General features: G+C 44.0%; 18 protein-coding genes. 11 read left to right on the top strand and 7 right to left on the bottom strand.

Going from position 1 to position 16,739, the window contains the following annotated elements; translation table 11 throughout:
- Positions 1-24: 24 nt before the first annotated feature.
- Positions 25-747: an SDR family NAD(P)-dependent oxidoreductase gene (locus K6T22_RS11560; protein ID WP_238237351.1), complete on the bottom strand. Its 723-nt coding sequence runs from the start codon at positions 745-747 to the stop codon at positions 25-27.
- Positions 748-815: 68 nt separating this feature from the next.
- Between K6T22_RS11560 and cls the strand changes: the two genes are divergently transcribed.
- The 3 genes from cls (at position 816) to pepF (ending at position 5,165) form a co-directional block, all read left to right on the top strand.
- Positions 816-2,327, top strand: a complete 1,512-nt coding sequence (gene cls, locus K6T22_RS11555; RefSeq protein WP_238237350.1) for a cardiolipin synthase — start codon at positions 816-818, stop codon at positions 2,325-2,327.
- 20 nt (positions 2,328-2,347) lie between these two features.
- Entirely contained in the window at positions 2,348-3,298 is a 951-nt protein-coding gene (locus K6T22_RS11550) for a competence protein CoiA family protein (RefSeq protein ID WP_238237341.1), read from the top strand.
- A gap of 64 nt (positions 3,299-3,362) precedes the next feature.
- Entirely contained in the window at positions 3,363-5,165 is a 1,803-nt protein-coding gene (gene pepF, locus K6T22_RS11545) for an oligoendopeptidase F (protein ID WP_238237338.1), read from the top strand.
- A gap of 219 nt (positions 5,166-5,384) precedes the next feature.
- Here the strand turns inward: pepF and K6T22_RS11540 are convergent, their stop codons facing one another.
- A complete protein-coding gene (locus K6T22_RS11540; protein ID WP_238237335.1) occupies positions 5,385-6,176 on the bottom strand; it encodes a DsbA family protein in 792 nt (263 codons plus the stop codon).
- A gap of 94 nt (positions 6,177-6,270) precedes the next feature.
- Positions 6,271-6,852, bottom strand: coding sequence for a CYTH domain-containing protein (locus K6T22_RS11535; protein ID WP_425293138.1), 582 nt, complete (start codon positions 6,850-6,852; stop codon positions 6,271-6,273).
- 96 nt (positions 6,853-6,948) lie between these two features.
- On the opposite strand from K6T22_RS11535, the gene K6T22_RS11530 reads away from it, so the two are divergent.
- From K6T22_RS11530 to K6T22_RS11520, 3 genes are read left to right on the top strand one after another with little or no spacing between them, the layout of a single operon-like run.
- Complete coding sequence (locus K6T22_RS11530; RefSeq protein ID WP_053453907.1) at positions 6,949-7,593, top strand: GTP diphosphokinase; 645 nt, start codon at positions 6,949-6,951, stop codon at positions 7,591-7,593.
- Positions 7,594-7,603: 10 nt separating this feature from the next.
- Positions 7,604-8,407: an NAD kinase gene (locus K6T22_RS11525; RefSeq protein ID WP_238237334.1), complete on the top strand. Its 804-nt coding sequence runs from the start codon at positions 7,604-7,606 to the stop codon at positions 8,405-8,407.
- Positions 8,408-8,432: 25 nt separating this feature from the next.
- Positions 8,433-9,317: an RluA family pseudouridine synthase gene (locus tag K6T22_RS11520; protein WP_238237332.1), complete on the top strand. Its 885-nt coding sequence runs from the start codon at positions 8,433-8,435 to the stop codon at positions 9,315-9,317.
- 49 nt (positions 9,318-9,366) lie between these two features.
- Here the strand turns inward: K6T22_RS11520 and K6T22_RS11515 are convergent, their stop codons facing one another.
- Positions 9,367-10,536 carry an FtsW/RodA/SpoVE family cell cycle protein gene (locus tag K6T22_RS11515; RefSeq protein ID WP_035396680.1) on the bottom strand — a complete coding sequence of 390 codons (1,170 nt, stop codon included), beginning with the start codon at positions 10,534-10,536 and terminating at the stop codon, positions 9,367-9,369.
- Between the two features lie 144 nt (positions 10,537-10,680).
- Here K6T22_RS11515 and fabI point away from each other — a divergent pair, with 144 nt between their 5' ends.
- Positions 10,681-11,454: an enoyl-ACP reductase FabI gene (fabI, locus tag K6T22_RS11510; protein WP_029342212.1), complete on the top strand. Its 774-nt coding sequence runs from the start codon at positions 10,681-10,683 to the stop codon at positions 11,452-11,454.
- Positions 11,455-11,564: 110 nt separating this feature from the next.
- Positions 11,565-11,783, top strand: a complete 219-nt coding sequence (locus tag K6T22_RS11505) for a hypothetical protein (RefSeq protein WP_029342213.1) — start codon at positions 11,565-11,567, stop codon at positions 11,781-11,783.
- 4 nt (positions 11,784-11,787) lie between these two features.
- Here the strand turns inward: K6T22_RS11505 and K6T22_RS11500 are convergent, their stop codons facing one another.
- Entirely contained in the window at positions 11,788-12,300 is a 513-nt protein-coding gene (locus tag K6T22_RS11500) for a YjcG family protein (RefSeq protein WP_238237331.1), read from the bottom strand.
- Between the two features lie 145 nt (positions 12,301-12,445).
- Between K6T22_RS11500 and K6T22_RS11495 the strand changes: the two genes are divergently transcribed.
- The 3 genes from K6T22_RS11495 to K6T22_RS11485 are packed head-to-tail and all read left to right on the top strand — an operon-like array spanning position 12,446 to position 14,105.
- Positions 12,446-12,988 (top strand): phosphatidylglycerophosphatase A family protein, encoded by a 543-nt coding sequence (locus K6T22_RS11495; RefSeq protein WP_035406640.1) that lies wholly within the window; start codon positions 12,446-12,448, stop codon positions 12,986-12,988.
- Complete coding sequence (locus tag K6T22_RS11490) at positions 12,988-13,608, top strand: phosphatase PAP2 family protein (protein WP_238237329.1); 621 nt, start codon at positions 12,988-12,990, stop codon at positions 13,606-13,608. Before K6T22_RS11495 ends, K6T22_RS11490 begins: the two co-directional genes overlap by 1 nt.
- Positions 13,608-14,105: a hypothetical protein gene (locus K6T22_RS11485; protein WP_238237328.1), complete on the top strand. Its 498-nt coding sequence runs from the start codon at positions 13,608-13,610 to the stop codon at positions 14,103-14,105. Before K6T22_RS11490 ends, K6T22_RS11485 begins: the two co-directional genes overlap by 1 nt.
- 55 nt (positions 14,106-14,160) lie before the next feature.
- Here K6T22_RS11485 and K6T22_RS11480 read toward each other — a convergent pair whose 3' ends face one another.
- Both K6T22_RS11480 and brnQ read right to left on the bottom strand, forming a co-directional pair.
- On the bottom strand, positions 14,161-15,036 hold the full coding sequence (locus tag K6T22_RS11480; protein ID WP_238237326.1) for a DegV family protein: 876 nt from the start codon (positions 15,034-15,036) through the stop codon (positions 14,161-14,163).
- A gap of 65 nt (positions 15,037-15,101) precedes the next feature.
- Positions 15,102-16,427 (bottom strand): branched-chain amino acid transport system II carrier protein, encoded by a 1,326-nt coding sequence (brnQ, locus tag K6T22_RS11475; RefSeq protein WP_238237324.1) that lies wholly within the window; start codon positions 16,425-16,427, stop codon positions 15,102-15,104.
- Positions 16,428-16,739 lie beyond the last annotated feature (312 nt).

Here is a 16,739-nt window from a genome sequence, read left to right as displayed (position 1 = left end):
GTGATACCTCCTTTTGTTCTGATATTAAGTGAGGGTATAGCCACCATCTACAATAAGCGCTTGCCCGTTAATATAACTCCCTTTACTAGATAGCAAGAAGCAGACAACTTCTGCGATTTCAGAAGGTTGCGCAGGCTCACCACGAAGGTGGTGTTTCATTGCCAGATCAAATTTATCTTTCCCGCCATATAACGCATGACTCAGCGCTGTATCGACCGGTCCTGGACAAATGGCATTAAATCGATACTTACCATGGAATCGGGCTGCATATGTCTTCGTGAGCGTCAGTAGCGCGCTCTTAGACGACGCATAAGGTAATAGCATTGCTGGGAACTTAACGTGACCTACGATGGCACTATTGTTGACGATGGAAGCACCTTTTGAGAAGCGTTTCGTCGCTAGCTGAATGATTCGTTCAGGTGCATGATAATTGACTTGGAATACTTCTTTTTGCTGATCGGAAACGCGTTCGGGTGCAACGGGTTTTCCAAAGGTACCAGCATTGTTGAAAATCCCATCGATTTCTGGGAAATCTTCTTGTGTTTCTTCAAAGAACGCGTCGATGGCAGAGGAATCGGCTAAGTCGATAGGGAAGAAATATAAACGTCCTTCTCCGCTTGATTCAAGCGAGGATCCTTTTTCTTTATTACGACCAATTGCAAGGACGGTGTGTCCCTCCCGAATGAGCTGAAGGGAAGTTGCCTCACCAATCCCACTTGTTGCACCAGTAATGATATACGTACCCATTTAAACGCTTCCTTTCTGTCATCAGTTTAAATACGATTTGTACTACATACAAAAAAGGAGGGGGATTCATGCTACGACGTGTACAACTTCTCATGACCCTCATCTTGACCATCGGCTTGATTGCCTTTTTATCCTACTATTGGAGTGTTTATATGGTAGGTTGGCTGTCCATCGTCATCATTTTGGTCGTCATGAGCGTGTTCGTCATCATCTTACTTGAAAATCGAAACCCGGAACGAACGCTCGTCTGGGCACTTGTCATGATGGCATTGCCTGTCGTTGGTATGTTCGTGTATTTTACATTTGGTCAGAACTACCGTCGAAAACGAATGTTTCGATTGAAGGCGATGCTTGATGAAGAGTCTTACATTAAATATCGTACCCAGTTTAAGACAGAGGTACACCAATCAGTGTTCCAAGAAGAACGTTACAGGAAAGTTGTTACACTTATCGATTCAATCAGTCGACTTCCGATTTCGTATAATACACATACAAGAATCTTGACGAATGGTCAGGAGAAGTTTCCAATTCTTTTAGAAGAGATCCGCCAAGCGCAACATCATATTCATTTGGAATACTACATCGTACGAGATGATCAACTCGCGCTTCAGTTACAGGAAGCATTGATTGAAAAGGCCGAGCAAGGAGTTGAGGTTCGTTTTCTTTATGATGCCGTCGGTTGTTTTTCGACAGATAAGCATTATTTCAAGAAGATGCAAGCAGCTGGTGTAGAGGTCCGAGCATTTTTCCCAGTCGTGTTACCATTCATTTCGAGTAAATCGAACTACCGGAACCATCGGAAGATCGTCGTTATCGATGGGACAGTTGCTTTTACAGGTGGAATTAACATTGGGGATGAATATATCGGTCGCAATCAACACTTTGGATTTTGGCGTGATACGCATCTTCTTGTACGGGGAGAAGCGGTCTCTGAACTCCAACTGATTTTTCTCCAGGATTGGTATTACATGACAGGGCAAAGACTCTTCACACCGTTTTATATGGAGCCGCTTGAGAATGTCGAAGAAGCAACGGGAGGTGTACAGATCATTGCGAGTGGACCTGATGAACCGCATGAGGCAATGAAGTCGCTTTACTTTGGACTTATCACGGAAGCGCGCGAATCTGTCTATATCGCTTCACCGTATCTCATACCCGACGAAGACCTCATGACAGCACTGAAGACAGCTGCTATGGCAGGGATTGATGTCCGTATTTTACTACCGAGCTTTCCGGATCATAAAATCGTATTTTATGCGAGTCGCTCTTATTTTGATGATCTATTGCAAGCTGGTGTAAAAATCTATGAGTATAATAAGGGCTTCATGCATTCTAAAGTCATCGTCGTGGACGACGCCATTGCAACGATTGGAACAGCGAACATGGATTTACGTAGTTTTCATTTGAATTTCGAAGTGAACGCTTTTTTGTACGGAACAAACTCTGTTCATGAATTAACACGTGATTTTTATGAAGATTTTAGCCATTCATCAGAAGTTGATGCTGATTTGTTCCACCGTCGTCCATTACGTCGTCGTTTAATTGAATCGATTTCGCGCTTATTCTCACCTTTACTTTAGTAAAAAGGGGAACGATGCTGATGTTCGAAGCCATTGATGACTCCGGTAAACGTATCATGATTCACAGATTTTCGATTCGTGATTTGAAAGCTATGTCCTTACGTTGTCCATATTGCCTGAAGCCGTTGCGCGTCAGGCAAGGACGGCGACCGCATTTTGCACATATCTCAGCTTGTTCAGGAGAAAGTGGATTGCATTTATCTTGGAAACAGCGGATTGCAGACTCCTTAATGACCGCAGGCATTCAAGTTGAAACTGAATGGACAAAGGGACAACGTCGCTTCGATCTTTGGCTCCCAGAAAAGCAACTTGGAATTGAAATTCAGCGCTCGCCGATGTCTGCTGATGAATGGATTAGACGAGCAAAACTTGATGCGAAACAAAAACAAACAGTCCGTTGGATTGGGTTTCATCCTTCACAAGGTGTCACGATTCGATTGCAAGGGTGGATGAGGCAAGCATTCTTACAAAATGATTATTTGGACTTGATTGTTGAGAATCAAATTCGAAGGTTCCGACATCCAGTTCCTTTTGCGAAACATCATGTCTATTGTACGGTTCAATCACTTTCTTTATCAGACTTTCTTTCAACTGAACTACCTTCATTTCCCCGGAAATTTTCAATGGCTCGATGGCAAGGAATCGTTCACCGCTATCGTCAGCGACCCTTTCATACCTCTTTACCTCCGCGCATTCTAAGACTTCCACTTTATCAGGCAGGTTTTCATCTACAGAACCTACCATATGTTGTCTTTCTTCCCATCACCCACTTGTTATCTATTCCAGTCCATCCTTTTGAGTTTCAAATCGCAGTCTTTTTAAGGCTAAAAGGAAGCTATACTTCTATTGATCTAGAACATGCAATCCATCATCTTTTGCAACAATTGAATTTTTCGATTGAAAGACCTGTGATCGATTCACTCATCATAGAATGGATGGAGCGGATTGAAGAGGTGGATAGGCTGTTTTAGCAGGAGCACTTCAATTGTTTGTCGAATAGAAAACAGGTATAACTGAATTAAAGGAGTGAGGTTAATGGCAGAAGTATTAACACGTCAAGATGTTGACGTTACAGAAACGTGGAACCTAGAATCGATTTACGCATCAAACGAAGCGTGGGAAGAAGAATTCGAATCGGTGAAAGCAATGCTCCCATTACTCGTCGAGTATAAGGGGCGTCTTGGTCAGAGTGCGGAAACGCTATATGAAGGCTTACAGTTACGAGACGAAGTCTCTAGACGTCTTTATAAGCTCTATACATACGCGCACATGCGTTATGACGAAAATACAGCGGATAGTTTCTACCAAGCCATGAACGACCGTGCTCGGACGCTAGCATCGCAAATCGGAGCAACACTTGCTTTCATGACACCAGAATTGTTGGCTGTACCTGAAGCAACGATTGAGACATATCTCAATGAGAATACGGATCTTGCGATGTATCGCCATGCATTTGATGAGTTGAACCAAGAGCGTGAACATGTTTTGACAGAAGCGGAAGAAGCGATCCTTGCAAAAGCAGGAGAAGTACTCGGTCAATCCGGTACGACGTTCGGTATGCTGAATAATGCAGATTTGACATTCCCAAAAATCAAAGGAGAAGACGGGGAAGAGACGGAACTGACACATGGTCGCTTCATCACATTCCTTGAGTCGTCTGACCGTTCTGTCCGGGAAGCCGCATTCAAAGCGATGTACGGAACGTATGCGAAGTATACGAATACACTTGCTTCGACACTTGCAGGATCAGTCAAGAAGGATAACTTCTATGCAGATGTTCGGAAGTTCCCATCAGCACGTGCAGCAGCTTTACATGGTAATGCTATTCCTGAAGCGGTCTATGATGGATTAGTTGAAGCGGTACATGAGCACTTACCGTTACTCCATCGTTACGTGGCTTTACGTAAACGGGTACTCGGACTCGACGAATTGCACATGTATGATATGTATACGCCGCTCGTTTCTGAAGTAGAAATGAAAGTCTCTTATGAGGAAGCAAAACAATTAATGGTCGAAGGGCTTGCACCACTTGGAGCAGAGTACAAACATATTCTTGAAGAAGGATTATCTGAGCGATGGGTCGATGTCCGAGAAACACGTGGTAAACGTAGTGGCGCTTACTCTTCTGGTGCTTACGATACACAACCATTCATTTTGATGAACTGGCAAGATAACATCAACAATCTCTTTACGCTCGCACATGAATTCGGACATTCGGTTCACAGCTACTACACGCGGAAATCACAACCGTACCCATATGGTGACTATTCGATTTTCGTCGCAGAAGTCGCTTCAACAACAAATGAAGCATTGTTGAATGATTATCTATTGAAAAAAGTGACGGATCGTAAAGAAAAACTCTATCTGTTGAACAATCAACTCGAGACGTTCCGTGGAACATTGTTCCGACAAACGATGTTCGCCGAGTTCGAACATGCGATTCATGATGCTGCGCGCCTTGGACAATCGTTGACACCGGAATTCCTGACGTCAACGTATTATGCCTTGAATCAAAAATACTTCGGAGAAGAGATTGTGTTAGATGAAGAGATTGGTTTGGAGTGGGCTCGAATTCCTCACTTCTATTACAATTACTATGTCTATCAGTATGCAACAGGCATTTCTGCAGCGGCTGCGTTGACGGATCAGATTTTAGAAGAAGGACAACCGGCTGTAGAGCGTTACATCAATAACTTCCTAAAAGCGGGATCAAGTGATTATCCAATCGAAGTACTAAAAGCTGCTGGTGTTGACATGACGACGAAAGCACCAGTCGAAGCAGCACTTCGTCAATTTGAACGCGTTCTAGATGAATTCGAAGCATTATTAGCAGAGTGACATCTTTGTGACGAAGTGAACAAAGTGTGGAAAAGAGAAAAGAACTACGGTATATTTATATTGTGAAGAGGGTCACATTCCCCAGTCGATTCTCTTTTTCCCCCATCCAATGGTCAAAAGAAAAGTCCTTCTCGTCATGAGAGGACTTTTTCTTGTTACCTATGACTAAGTTCGAACAAAGGGTAGTGAAGCGTGCTTCACTACCCTTTGTCATTTCTATCATGCATGTGCCGAATCTTTTAAATGGCGCCATACTTTGCCATCACAATAAGAGAGAGAAGCACATTTTTGTTGTAAGACTAGTTTTTTTAGCTCGTGCTCAATCTGGGATTCAGGAGCATCGTAAATAAAGGCAATTTCAGCCGTAGTTGCTGTTTCATACCGTCTCAAGAATTGTTCAAGTGGTGGCTTCGGTTGTTTTTCGATCGTATGATCCAGTAACTCACTTAAGATCGAGACATACACCAGATACTCATAAGCTCCTTCTGCTTTAATAGCTTCCTCGTCACCGACAAAAGCGAGTGTCGGAAGAATCCGGACATCCCATTCGGTGACTAATTCGGTTTCTTTCTCAAGCATTTGCTGAATCGTATCCGATGACACATCCCGATGGAATTCATCTAAATCTAAACCATACTCCGTTAATGCCTCTGCTAGTCGCATCAACGATGGGCGGCTGTAGGCACTCTCTCCTTCGACGTTATGAAGCATCCGAAGGCGTCGCATGAACCGCATACCAAACGTTTTTCCTTGAAGCTCAATCGCTTTTAGAATGACGAGTGGTGACATGTCGCATGCAGATCGTGATGGAGCACATGGAATCGTCGCAATCGTCCGAAGGCGGAACAAATGACCATATTCTAGTTCCAGTTTCTTGAGAACGGGTATCAACCGTAAACCATCCGTTTGTGTCACATCTAGAAAATGATAGATTTCCAGAGGTTTCGTCGGTTGTTGAATCGATGGTTCGTCCAATGAACAATATGATCCGTTACATTGTGCGTGTTCCATCCGTTCACCCCTTCCTGTTGTTATCGTTACCCTATTTTAGCAACGAAAAAAAAGAAAGAGCAAAGGTTTTGCTTGTTCACTCTTACACGAAAAATCAAGAAAGCGCTTTACGTTCCATGAAGCGAACGATTTTATTTTTTGTTTCGCGCTGTGGAATATCGTGTTCTGAGAGGAGTTGCTCGAAGTCCTTTTGCCCTTGTTCGAAGTTGCTGACTTCAAACTCTAATTCATAATCGGTATGTCCAAGGTAGCGACTTTTATCGAGGACGAGTAAACCTTCCGGAAGTACGGTTTCGATTCGTTCCGTCTCTAATCGACCTAAATGCTCTAAAGATCCTTGTAAGTTAAAAGATTTTAACTGGTGATTCATCTCATCCGAATGAATCAGTCCATATTTAAATAGATCTTCCGCATCGTTTTCTGATAACGTGACATGCGTTTCAAGCAAGCCCTCTTCATGAGGTTGTTTTAACGTAAGGACGAGCCCTTGTTTTTTTTCACGAATCCTTAAAGCCGCCCCTTTTTTTCGAAGTTCAAAATCCGGCGTATCAAAATAATCATTTGCTTGCCAAATGGGTTGTTTAGTTGATGCATAATGGGTAAATAACGATAGATATTCTTGTTCAGACAATAAGTTCTTAAATTCGATTTCCAATTCTTGTCTAATCGGAATCACGCCTTTCTAGTTGAATGTCTGAAAATATGATAACATGAATGAGGTAGGAACAGGCACTGAACCAATACTATTCGATTAAAAGTGGTGACAAATCAGATGACAAAAGAAAATTGGGATTTATTTCTTGCGCCGTATCAAATCGCGGTCGATGAGTTGAAAGTCAAGCTAAAAGCGATTCGTAAACAATTTCAGCAACGGGGAGAACATTCACCGATTGAATTTGTCACAGGACGGGTCAAACCTGTAAAAAGCATTCTTCAAAAAGCGGAACGAAAAGCAATTGCGCGGGATTCTTTAGAGCAAGATATGCAGGATATCGCCGGATTACGTATCATGTGTCAATTCGTTGATGATATCATTCATGTCCTTGAACTATTGCGTTCGCGTGGTGATTTTAAGATCGTCGAGGAACGAAACTACATTACTCAAAAGAAAGATAGTGGTTATCGATCGTATCACGTCATCATTGCTTATCCGGTTCAGACGATCGAAGGTGAAGTACCGACGTTAGTCGAGATTCAAATTCGGACGCTTGCGATGAATTTCTGGGCAACGATCGAACACTCCTTAAATTACAAATACCAAGGCAATATTCCGGAAGAGACGCGTGAGCGATTACGGCGTGCGGCAGAAGCAGCGTTTTTACTCGATGCGGAAATGAGCCAATTGAAAGTAGAAATTCAAGACGCACAACTCGTCTTTCAACGTGACGCCAAGGCGTCTGAACGATTAAAAGAGTAGGGGGATGACCATGCGTTTTGCAATCACGGCTCGCGATGATGAGCGTTCACATGCGCTTAAACAAGAGCTCGAGCAGGCATTGACGGATCGGGGATGTGTCCTTGATGTTAGTCAACCGGAAATCGTCGTCTCGATTGGTGGAGACGGAACGATGTTACAGGCGTTTCATTCGTATCTAGATCAAGTGGAGACGATTACCCTTGTTGGAATTCATACGGGGCATCTCGGTTTTTATGCGGATTGGCGCCCGGAAGAGATGGATGAACTGATTGATCATATCGCGAAGCAGGATCTAGCGACGGTTCAATATCCGTTGCTTGAACTCTCGATTGATTATGCGGATGGTTCTCACAACCAATTATTAGCCTTGAATGAATGTACGATTAAGAGTTTTAACCAAACGCTCGTCTGCGATTTGTCGATTCGTGGTGACTACTTCGAGACGTTCCGTGGTGACGGATTGTGCGTATCGACACCATCAGGTTCGACAGCATACAATAAAGCACTTGGCGGAGCGATTGTCCATCCGGCGCTCGAAGCGATTCAAATTACTGAGATGGCCTCGATCAATAATCGTGTTTACCGGACGATCGGCTCACCGATGCTGTTACCGAAACATCATGATGTCGAAATTCGTCCCGTCAATCCGATTGATTTTCAAATGACTTATGACCATTATGCTTCGATTATTCATCAAAACGTGACGTCGATTCGGTGCCGAGTCTCAGATAAAAAAGTGAAATTTGCTCGTTTTCGTTCTTTCCCGTTCTGGCAACGGGTTCGGGAATCTTTCCTAGCAGACGAAAGACGTTAATGTAGCATGTAAAGGAAATGGAAACATGAATGGATTTCAGCTACAACAGACGGTAAGCGATCTCGAAGATGGTTGGCGTGTCAGTCATTTTTGTACGACGCGTTTAGGGATCTCGCGAAAAATGTTAGTATCGATTAAAAATCACGGGGATATTACGAGCAACGGTCAACATGTCAATGTACATGATGTCTTGCGTGCAGGTGATCAAGTCCACGTATTTTTCCCGGAGGAGACGCCAGCACCCGATATGGTGGCGACAGAAGGGGATCTTGATATCCTCTTTGAAGATGAGTGGTTACTTGTCGTCAATAAACCGCCAGGCATGGCATCGATTCCGTCACGATTACATCCAGAACGTTCATTGTCGAATTATGTCCTTGGTTATTATCGGAAGCAAGGAATCCCATATGCGATTCATATCGTTAATCGACTTGATCGTGATACGAGTGGTCTCGTCTTATTCGCAAAACATGGATTAGCCCATCACCGGATGAGTCTCATGCAAAAATCGAATGAGTTAGAACGGCACTATTTAGCCTATGCACCTGGACATGTACCGGCACAAACGATTGATCAGCCAATCGGTCAAACCGATCATTCTTTCATGGAACGGATGGTACGACCCGATGGTCAGCGGGCCATCACGCATATTTTAAATAGCCGCCGGGTTCAAGCCTTTGGTCAAGAGATGTCGTTACTTGATATTCGACTAGAGACAGGACGGACACATCAAATTCGTGTCCATCTTGCGTTTCTTGGACATCCCTTGATTGGTGATACGATGTATCAGGGTGAACCGTTACTGCCGCGTCAGGCACTCCATAGCGCGTCAGCATCGTTTCTTCATCCTGCAACAGGAGAGCGTGTCCAATTTGAGGCACCGCTTCCTGAGGATCTCCGAATTGAATGACATACGAAAAAAGGCAGTGGACCAAGTCCACTGCCTTTTAGGTGTACGCTTAATCTTCGTCGAACATGGAAATCCGTGACTGAGAAGCGATTGCCATGATTAATCCTAGACCAACGAGGTTAACGATCATCGTTGATCCACCATAACTAATGAACGGTAGAGGAAGACCTGTGATCGGTAAGACACCAATCGTCATCCCGATGTTTTGGAAGATTTGGAACGTAAACATCGCGACGTATCCTGTCACGATATAGGTGCCAAATGGATCAGCCGTTTCAAGTGCGATTTGAATCAAGCGATAGACGAAAAGGAACAAGACGATCAAGACGATGGCAGCTCCAATGAAACCGTAGTGTGAAGCAATCGTCGTAAAGATGAAGTCTGTATGCAATTCGGGAACAAACACTTGTAGTTTCCCGTAACCAACGCCAAACATTTGACCTGAACCTGTCGCGTTGATTGCTTGGACGAGCTGGTACGACAGATCATCCGCATATTCGAACGGTTGCAACCAAGCCATGATCCGGTTCATCGCGTGACCTGGGAAAAAGGTTGCGAGCAAATCGTTTTGGAAAAAGAACAGGTAAAAGAAGATGATAACAGCTCCAGCAAACAGACCGAACATCGTTAAAAGCCATTTCCAGTTTAGTCCTGATAACAACATCGCACATGCGAGGATAACGCAGAGAATCAAACCGATCCCTAAATCGGGCTGAATGATGATAAGACCGAGCGGCAAGGCTGTAACTGCGACCAACTTGATAAGTAACAAGAGATCTCTTTCATGTTGAACATAACGCGCATTGTGCTCGGTAATGACGGCAGCGAGCGTCACGATCAAAAAGAACTTCATGAACTCAGCCGGTTGAACCGTACCGATAACCGGGAATTGATACCAACCGTATGCCCCTTTGATTTCAGTGACGATTGGTGTGTTTCGAAGAACGACAAGACCGATCAAGGATACGATACCTGCTCCATATAAAAACCAGTGGAATCGCTTCAACTGTTCATAATCGATGAAAATGACGACGGATAGCGCCATGAAGCCGATGACATACCATTGAATTTGTTTGGCAGAGAAGTTGATGGCGCTGATGGCACCCTTAAGCGAAGGTTGAGCCGTATAGATGGCGATGATACTGATGACCATCAGACAGGCGAGTAAAAAAAGCAACGTATGATCATAACGTTGTGTAAATGATTTGAATCGATTCATTTCATCCCTACTTTCTATCATTCTCTATATTACCGTAATTTATCAAATCCGCAATATCAAGAGCGATGGTTGACAGAAGCGTTACGTTTTTGTAACCTGAAGATAGGTTTTATTACCAGGTACTAATTCAAGGGGGACTTTATCATGAATATTTATCCTTCACTCGAAGGCAAGACGTACGTCGTCATGGGCGTCATCAACCAACGTTCGATTGCATGGGGCATTGCACGTGCGCTCGACGCTGCTGGAGCAAGCCTGGCATTTACATATGTCGGGGAACGTTTTAAGGCACCACTTGAAAAATTAGGACAAGAATTATCACGTCCGGCTTCTTATTATACGTGTGATGTCACGAGTGACGAAGAGATCGAACAAGTTTTTCAGACGATTCATGCGGACCACGGTAAGATTTCAGGAATTGCTCACTCAATCGCATTCGCGGATAAAGAAGCACTTCGTGGTGAGTTCTCTGGTGTAACGCGTGAACAGTTCGCGCAAGCACTCGATATCTCTGCCTACAGCTTGACGGCAGTCGTCAAGGCGGCAAAAGATTTCTTCACGGAAGATGCATCCGTCATCACATTGACGTATCTCGGTGGTGAGAAGATGGTACCGAACTATAACGTCATGGGTGTCGCAAAAGCAGCACTAGATGCAAGTGTTCGTTACTTAGCTGCTGAATACGGTCAGCAAGGTGTTCGCGTCAATGCAATCTCAGCTGGTCCGATCCGAACAGTTTCAGCAAAAGGTGTCGGTGATTTCAACTCGATTCTCGATAGCATCGAAGAACGTGCGCCACTTCATCGTAACGTCACGACAGAGCAAATCGGTCAAAGTGGACTGTTCTTGCTTTCACAAATGTCGAGTGGTGTAACAGGAGAAATCCTTCACGTCGATAGTGGGTTCCACATTCTTTAATAGATAACAGATCAAACCAAGCTTTCCTGAGAAGGGGGCTTGGTTTTTTTTGTGCTGGATAGGGGAAGTGTCAAATATGAACATGTTGAAGGAGAGAGGGAGTGTTATGGATGAATGCAATCGATTTTACAGTTGTACAATATGTGAACCGTCAAGTACGTGTCGATCCACAATTAAAGACTGAGCCAGTCGCTCGGATTCAACCAATTCGCCCAATCGATGCTTATCGTGAACATGAAACTGACGATTTTTTGGAAGAACAGGCAAATGCATATGGTGTATTGCCAGAACTAAAACTTCCCGGTCGAAGCTTCGACCGGGAAGTTTAATCATTCATTGACCTGTGAAGCGGAATGTCTCATAGACACTCCAAGCACCATTTTCTAATTCATACAATAATGCCATTTTCGTAACATCCTCTTGGAAGCGGATATCTTCCATCTTGAGGCGCTCTAACACATCGAACAGTTCGACATCCGACAGTTCTTGACCAATCGTGATATGCGGCAAGAAATCGTATTTCGGCTTATGTTCGAGTGGACCCGTGTGCAAGGAACGATGTAATTGCTCTAACTCATCGGTTGGTATTACTTTAAGGAATAAGACATTGTTCGTCGGATGGAACGAACGAGCTCCTTGAATATGAAGGTTGACTGGCTTAGTCCCAGATGCGATCCGATTCAATTCAGAAACGATCCGGTCTAACTCTGTCTCGTCCACTTCCATCCGCTCCCGTAGCGTGATGTGAGGTGTGATTAGTGCATACTTCGAGTCATATCTCTTTCGGTATGAATTGGCAAAATCTTGAACGCGTTTCGATGGAAACAATACAACCCCGATGTTCATCGAAAATCCCCTACTTTCCCCTGAAATGATAACGCTTTACAAAATAATCATGACGGATTCCGGCTTCGATGTCAAAGAAGTTTGAGGGGAGCTTTGGAATCCGTGTATACTAATGAGGTACTTTGTTGGAGAGGTGGATACAGTCATGAAGAAAACACATTCAAAAGAGGTCAAACAAGCAGCAATTGATAAGTTACATGAACGCGGGGTGACGATCCACGCGATTGCTGAAATCGTGTACCAAATGCAAGCCCCTTACACAGTGGATCTGACAGTCGAGACATGTGTCAGTTCTGTTGAGCGTGTTCTTGAAAAACGTGAATTACAACATGCAATTCTCGTCGGAGCAGAACTAGATATCTTAGCAGAAAAGGGTTTATTATCAGAACCACTCTTGTCCATCATCCAAAGCGATGAAGGGCTATTTGGCGTCGATGAGACAATTGCGATCGGTGCCGTCAATACGTACGGATCGATTGCTGTTACGACATTTGGATATTTAGATAAAGCCAAGGTCGGAATCATCAAAGAACTCGATACGAAGCTTGGAGACGGAAAAGTCAATACGTTCATGGATGATATCGTCGCTGCTATCGCGGCAAACGCATCCGGACGACTAGCGCATCGATTGCGAGATAAGGAAGACTATTCAGCAGAAGAATTAGAAGAACGTAAGGGGACATACTGATGCGGGGTGCGAGAGCGGCGTGGATAGGTGCATCCATTGCTGTCGTCTTGTTCGTAATCATCGCTGTATCGATTCGAATGACGGGCTATTTTTTGTTTGATGCTCAATTATCATCGTACATGTCTCAACAGGTTCCGGGAGACTATGTTTCTTGGTTCACTCAACTGGGCTCGGGTCCGGGGGCGATGACAGTGACAGCGTTACTTGGAATACTCAGTTATGCCTTGTGGCGAGATCGAATCGCAAGCATCTGGTATGTAATCATGGCGGTATCAGTAGGGGTGTTGAATCAGGTCGTTAAGTTTGCTTTTGTTCGAGAGCGACCTTCATTAAACGAACTGGTTGGCGGCGTAGGATACAGCTTTCCGAGTGGACATTCTGCGATGGCGTTTGCCGTCTACGCTGGATTCCTTGTTGTCGCTTTCCGCCATCTTAAAACGGGCGGAAAGGTGCTTGTATCCGTATTGACGATTGGATTGTTTCTCGCCATGGGAGCTTCTCGAATCATTTTAAACGTTCACTATTTCTCAGATGTAATCGGTGGATATTGTTTTGCTGCGATTCTTTTATGTAGCTCCTATGCATTCATCGTCTCCCGTAGAAAAAAAGGAGTGGCTTGATGTTACTGTTAGATGTTGATCATAGTTTATTATTTGATGAAGAGACGATGCGCTCCATCGACAAGCCGACGTTGCTTGTCGAGCGAGTCGCTGGGCGACCTCGTTTCATGACGATGCGAGCGCATCTTAGATTAAAGCGATTAGTATCAATCGACGGTGTTGTTCCGGTGACGAAACGAACGATGGAAGAGTACCAGCAGTTGGAACTCTTTCAAATCGATGCGCCACCTAAGTGGGCAATCATTGACGATGGAAAGATTTTGCTTAAAGAAGGAAAAGTTGATCGTCGATATGAAAATTGGCTTCGTCAATTCAATAAGGAGACATCACTTGATTCCATCCTTGAGTATCTCATCGAAATGGAACAAGTTTCGATCGATGTATATCCTTCTGAAACGTTATCAAGTGCAATCACGCTTCCGCATGAGCCGATTCAACGGACGACGGACGAAGCCGTATTATTAGAAGAACTATTTCGTAAGTATGAAACGACATGAAAAAACCGGACGGTCTCAAGCAGACCGTCCGGTTTTTTTCGTTTAGCGTAAGCTATCAAGTTGTCGGTAAAGGAATCTCGTCGAACCAGTACACACCGACCGTCTCAGCGCCAGCATGTGCCAAGATGGAAGGGCCAAATTGGGTAATGCGTACTTGAAGCTCCGGATGTTCTGTAGAAATCAAGCGCCGTAATTCTTCAGCAGCGGCATGAGCAAGAGTGTGACTGACATAAAGTGTCCGATCATAGACACCATGAGCACTGACTTTTGATGAGATTTCACTAACCATTTCTTTAAAAGCTTTTTTGATGGAACGAACTTTTTTAAATGGAACAAGCCGTCCTTCATCATTAAATTGAGCGATTGGTTTGATATTGAGCATGTTTGCTAGTAAAAATTGACTTCCTGAGACACGTCCGCTCCGTCGCATTGTCTCCATATTTCCGATGATCAGATAAAAATGCGATTTGTGCTTAAATGTTTCAAGCGTAGACATGACTTCATCTGGACCTTTACCAGCAGCAACGAGTCGTTGGGCGATCCGGACAAGTTCTTGCTGATTCGCAGCACCTGTATACGAATCAATCGCGTATAAGGGGAAACCAACGGCTTCAGCTGCAGCGACGGAACTCGAATATGTGCCGCTCAGTCCACTCGTGATATGAATCGCATACCCATAATCATAGCCATCTTCAAGCAATTGTTCATACAAGGTTACGAAGTCACCGAATGATGGTTGAGAAGTTGTCGGTGAAACGTGAGAATCTTCTCGCATTTTTTGATCAAGCTGTTCAATCGAGATATCGACATACTCCCGGTAAGACTCTCCGTTTAAGATGAGTAAAGTCGGTATCACATGGACTCCGATTTTTTCAGCCTCTCCTGGCTCAAAAAAAGCCATGCTGTCGGTAATCCAAGCAATCTTATCCATGTATATGACGCCTCCATTAATATAACCATTTTGTTCATCATACCATAGCGATGAAAGCGGAATCACTAGCTAGCGCGTTTTTGTGTGATAGAAGCATTGGAAACGTGTCCAAACCATGAACTGATACCGAAGGCGATGAGTGTTGGGAATAACCATTCTAAACTTTGATCCACTAAAGGTAAGGATTGATAGAACGTTTTAAGATTTCCCGGGAAAAGCGAAAGTTGATTCAACGCACTACAGAATGAGAAGAAAATCGTTACTCCAAGAGTTGATTGATAAACGACCGACTTACGACGGAACAGATGACGCATGAATGTCAATGCAATCAAGACGATGACGATTGGATAAAGGAACATTAATACCGGAACGGCGATAGATAACAATGTCTGCAATCCGACGATGGATACCGTAAGACCGAGAGCAGTCGTGAAGATACTTGCCGCTTTTAAAGATACACGGTTGGAAATCGTCATCATATATTCTGCAAATGCGGTGACGAGACCAACTGATGTCGTCAAACATGCAAGCAGAATTGCAAGACCAAGTACAGCTAAACCGATTGAGCCGAAGGCAGTATTTGCATAATGTTGAAGAAGTGCTGGACCATCAACTTTTCCGATGGCGGCAAATGTGTTACGTCCGATCATTCCAAGTCCGACATAGACGAGAGTCAAAGCAGTGGCAGCGATGATTCCGGCACGAGTGACGACTTTAAATTGTGCTTTTCGTTCATGAACGCCTCGGCTTTTTAATGTATGCAGTACGACGACACCAAATACTAAGGCGCCGAGTGCATCAAGCGTTAAGTATCCTTGAAGGAATCCTTGAATGAATGCCTGTCCAGTCGTCTCATATGCTTCGTTTGGTGAAGCGACGCTCGAGAGTGGCGAAATGATGCTACTGATGCTTAATGCAGCAAGAGCAATCAGTAATAATGGTGTGATGAAACGCCCGATGATCTCAAGTAATTTTCCTGGTCGTAGTACAAGATAAAGTGTAGCAAGGAAAAAGAGACTCGATGAGATGATCAACGTCATTTGTGAGGGAGCACCAAGGAATGGTACGACTCCGAGCTCATACGTGACGACCGATGTTCGTGGGATCCCGAAGAAAGGACCAATCGCAACATAGAGTGCAAACGTCAATGCAGCACCTATAAAACGAGGAAGTGGTGCAGCAAGTGTTTTGATGCCACCTCCGATAGAAGCAACTGCAAGTAAGCCGAGTAGAGGAAGACCGACACCCGTTACGATGAAACCAAGGATGGCAGGAAGGAACTGTGAACCTGCGAGCGCTCCAAGTTCCGGCGGGAAGATCAGGTTACCTGCACCGAAAAATAAAGCGAAAATCATAAATCCTAAAGCAAATGTATCTTTTGTCTTAAACATGTGTTGTCCTCCATTCATCCTAATTTCATAAAAAAAGCCTCATCCACAATATTTGTGGATAGGCGTCGTTTGCTCAGACGCCTTGTCGAAATGACGAAAAGGGCCTGGATCTTCATTTTCTCAAACGAGAAATGAATCTTCAGTCCCTACTCTTAATCACAATCAGTCGTTCTTGGATGAGCGTTACGTGTGTCATGTTAAAAACCTCCTGTTTGAATTTTTCTAAGAATAACATGATGAATCTAATAAAACAATATTTTCTGAAAATTCATTTCCGAGTTTTTTGAAATAGAGAACGCCTCAAGCAGAAAT

The organism is Exiguobacterium acetylicum, assembly GCF_022170825.1.
Classification (GTDB): domain Bacteria; phylum Bacillota; class Bacilli; order Exiguobacteriales; family Exiguobacteriaceae; genus Exiguobacterium_A; species Exiguobacterium_A acetylicum_B.
This window is presented reverse-complemented; position numbering and strand designations above follow the sequence as displayed.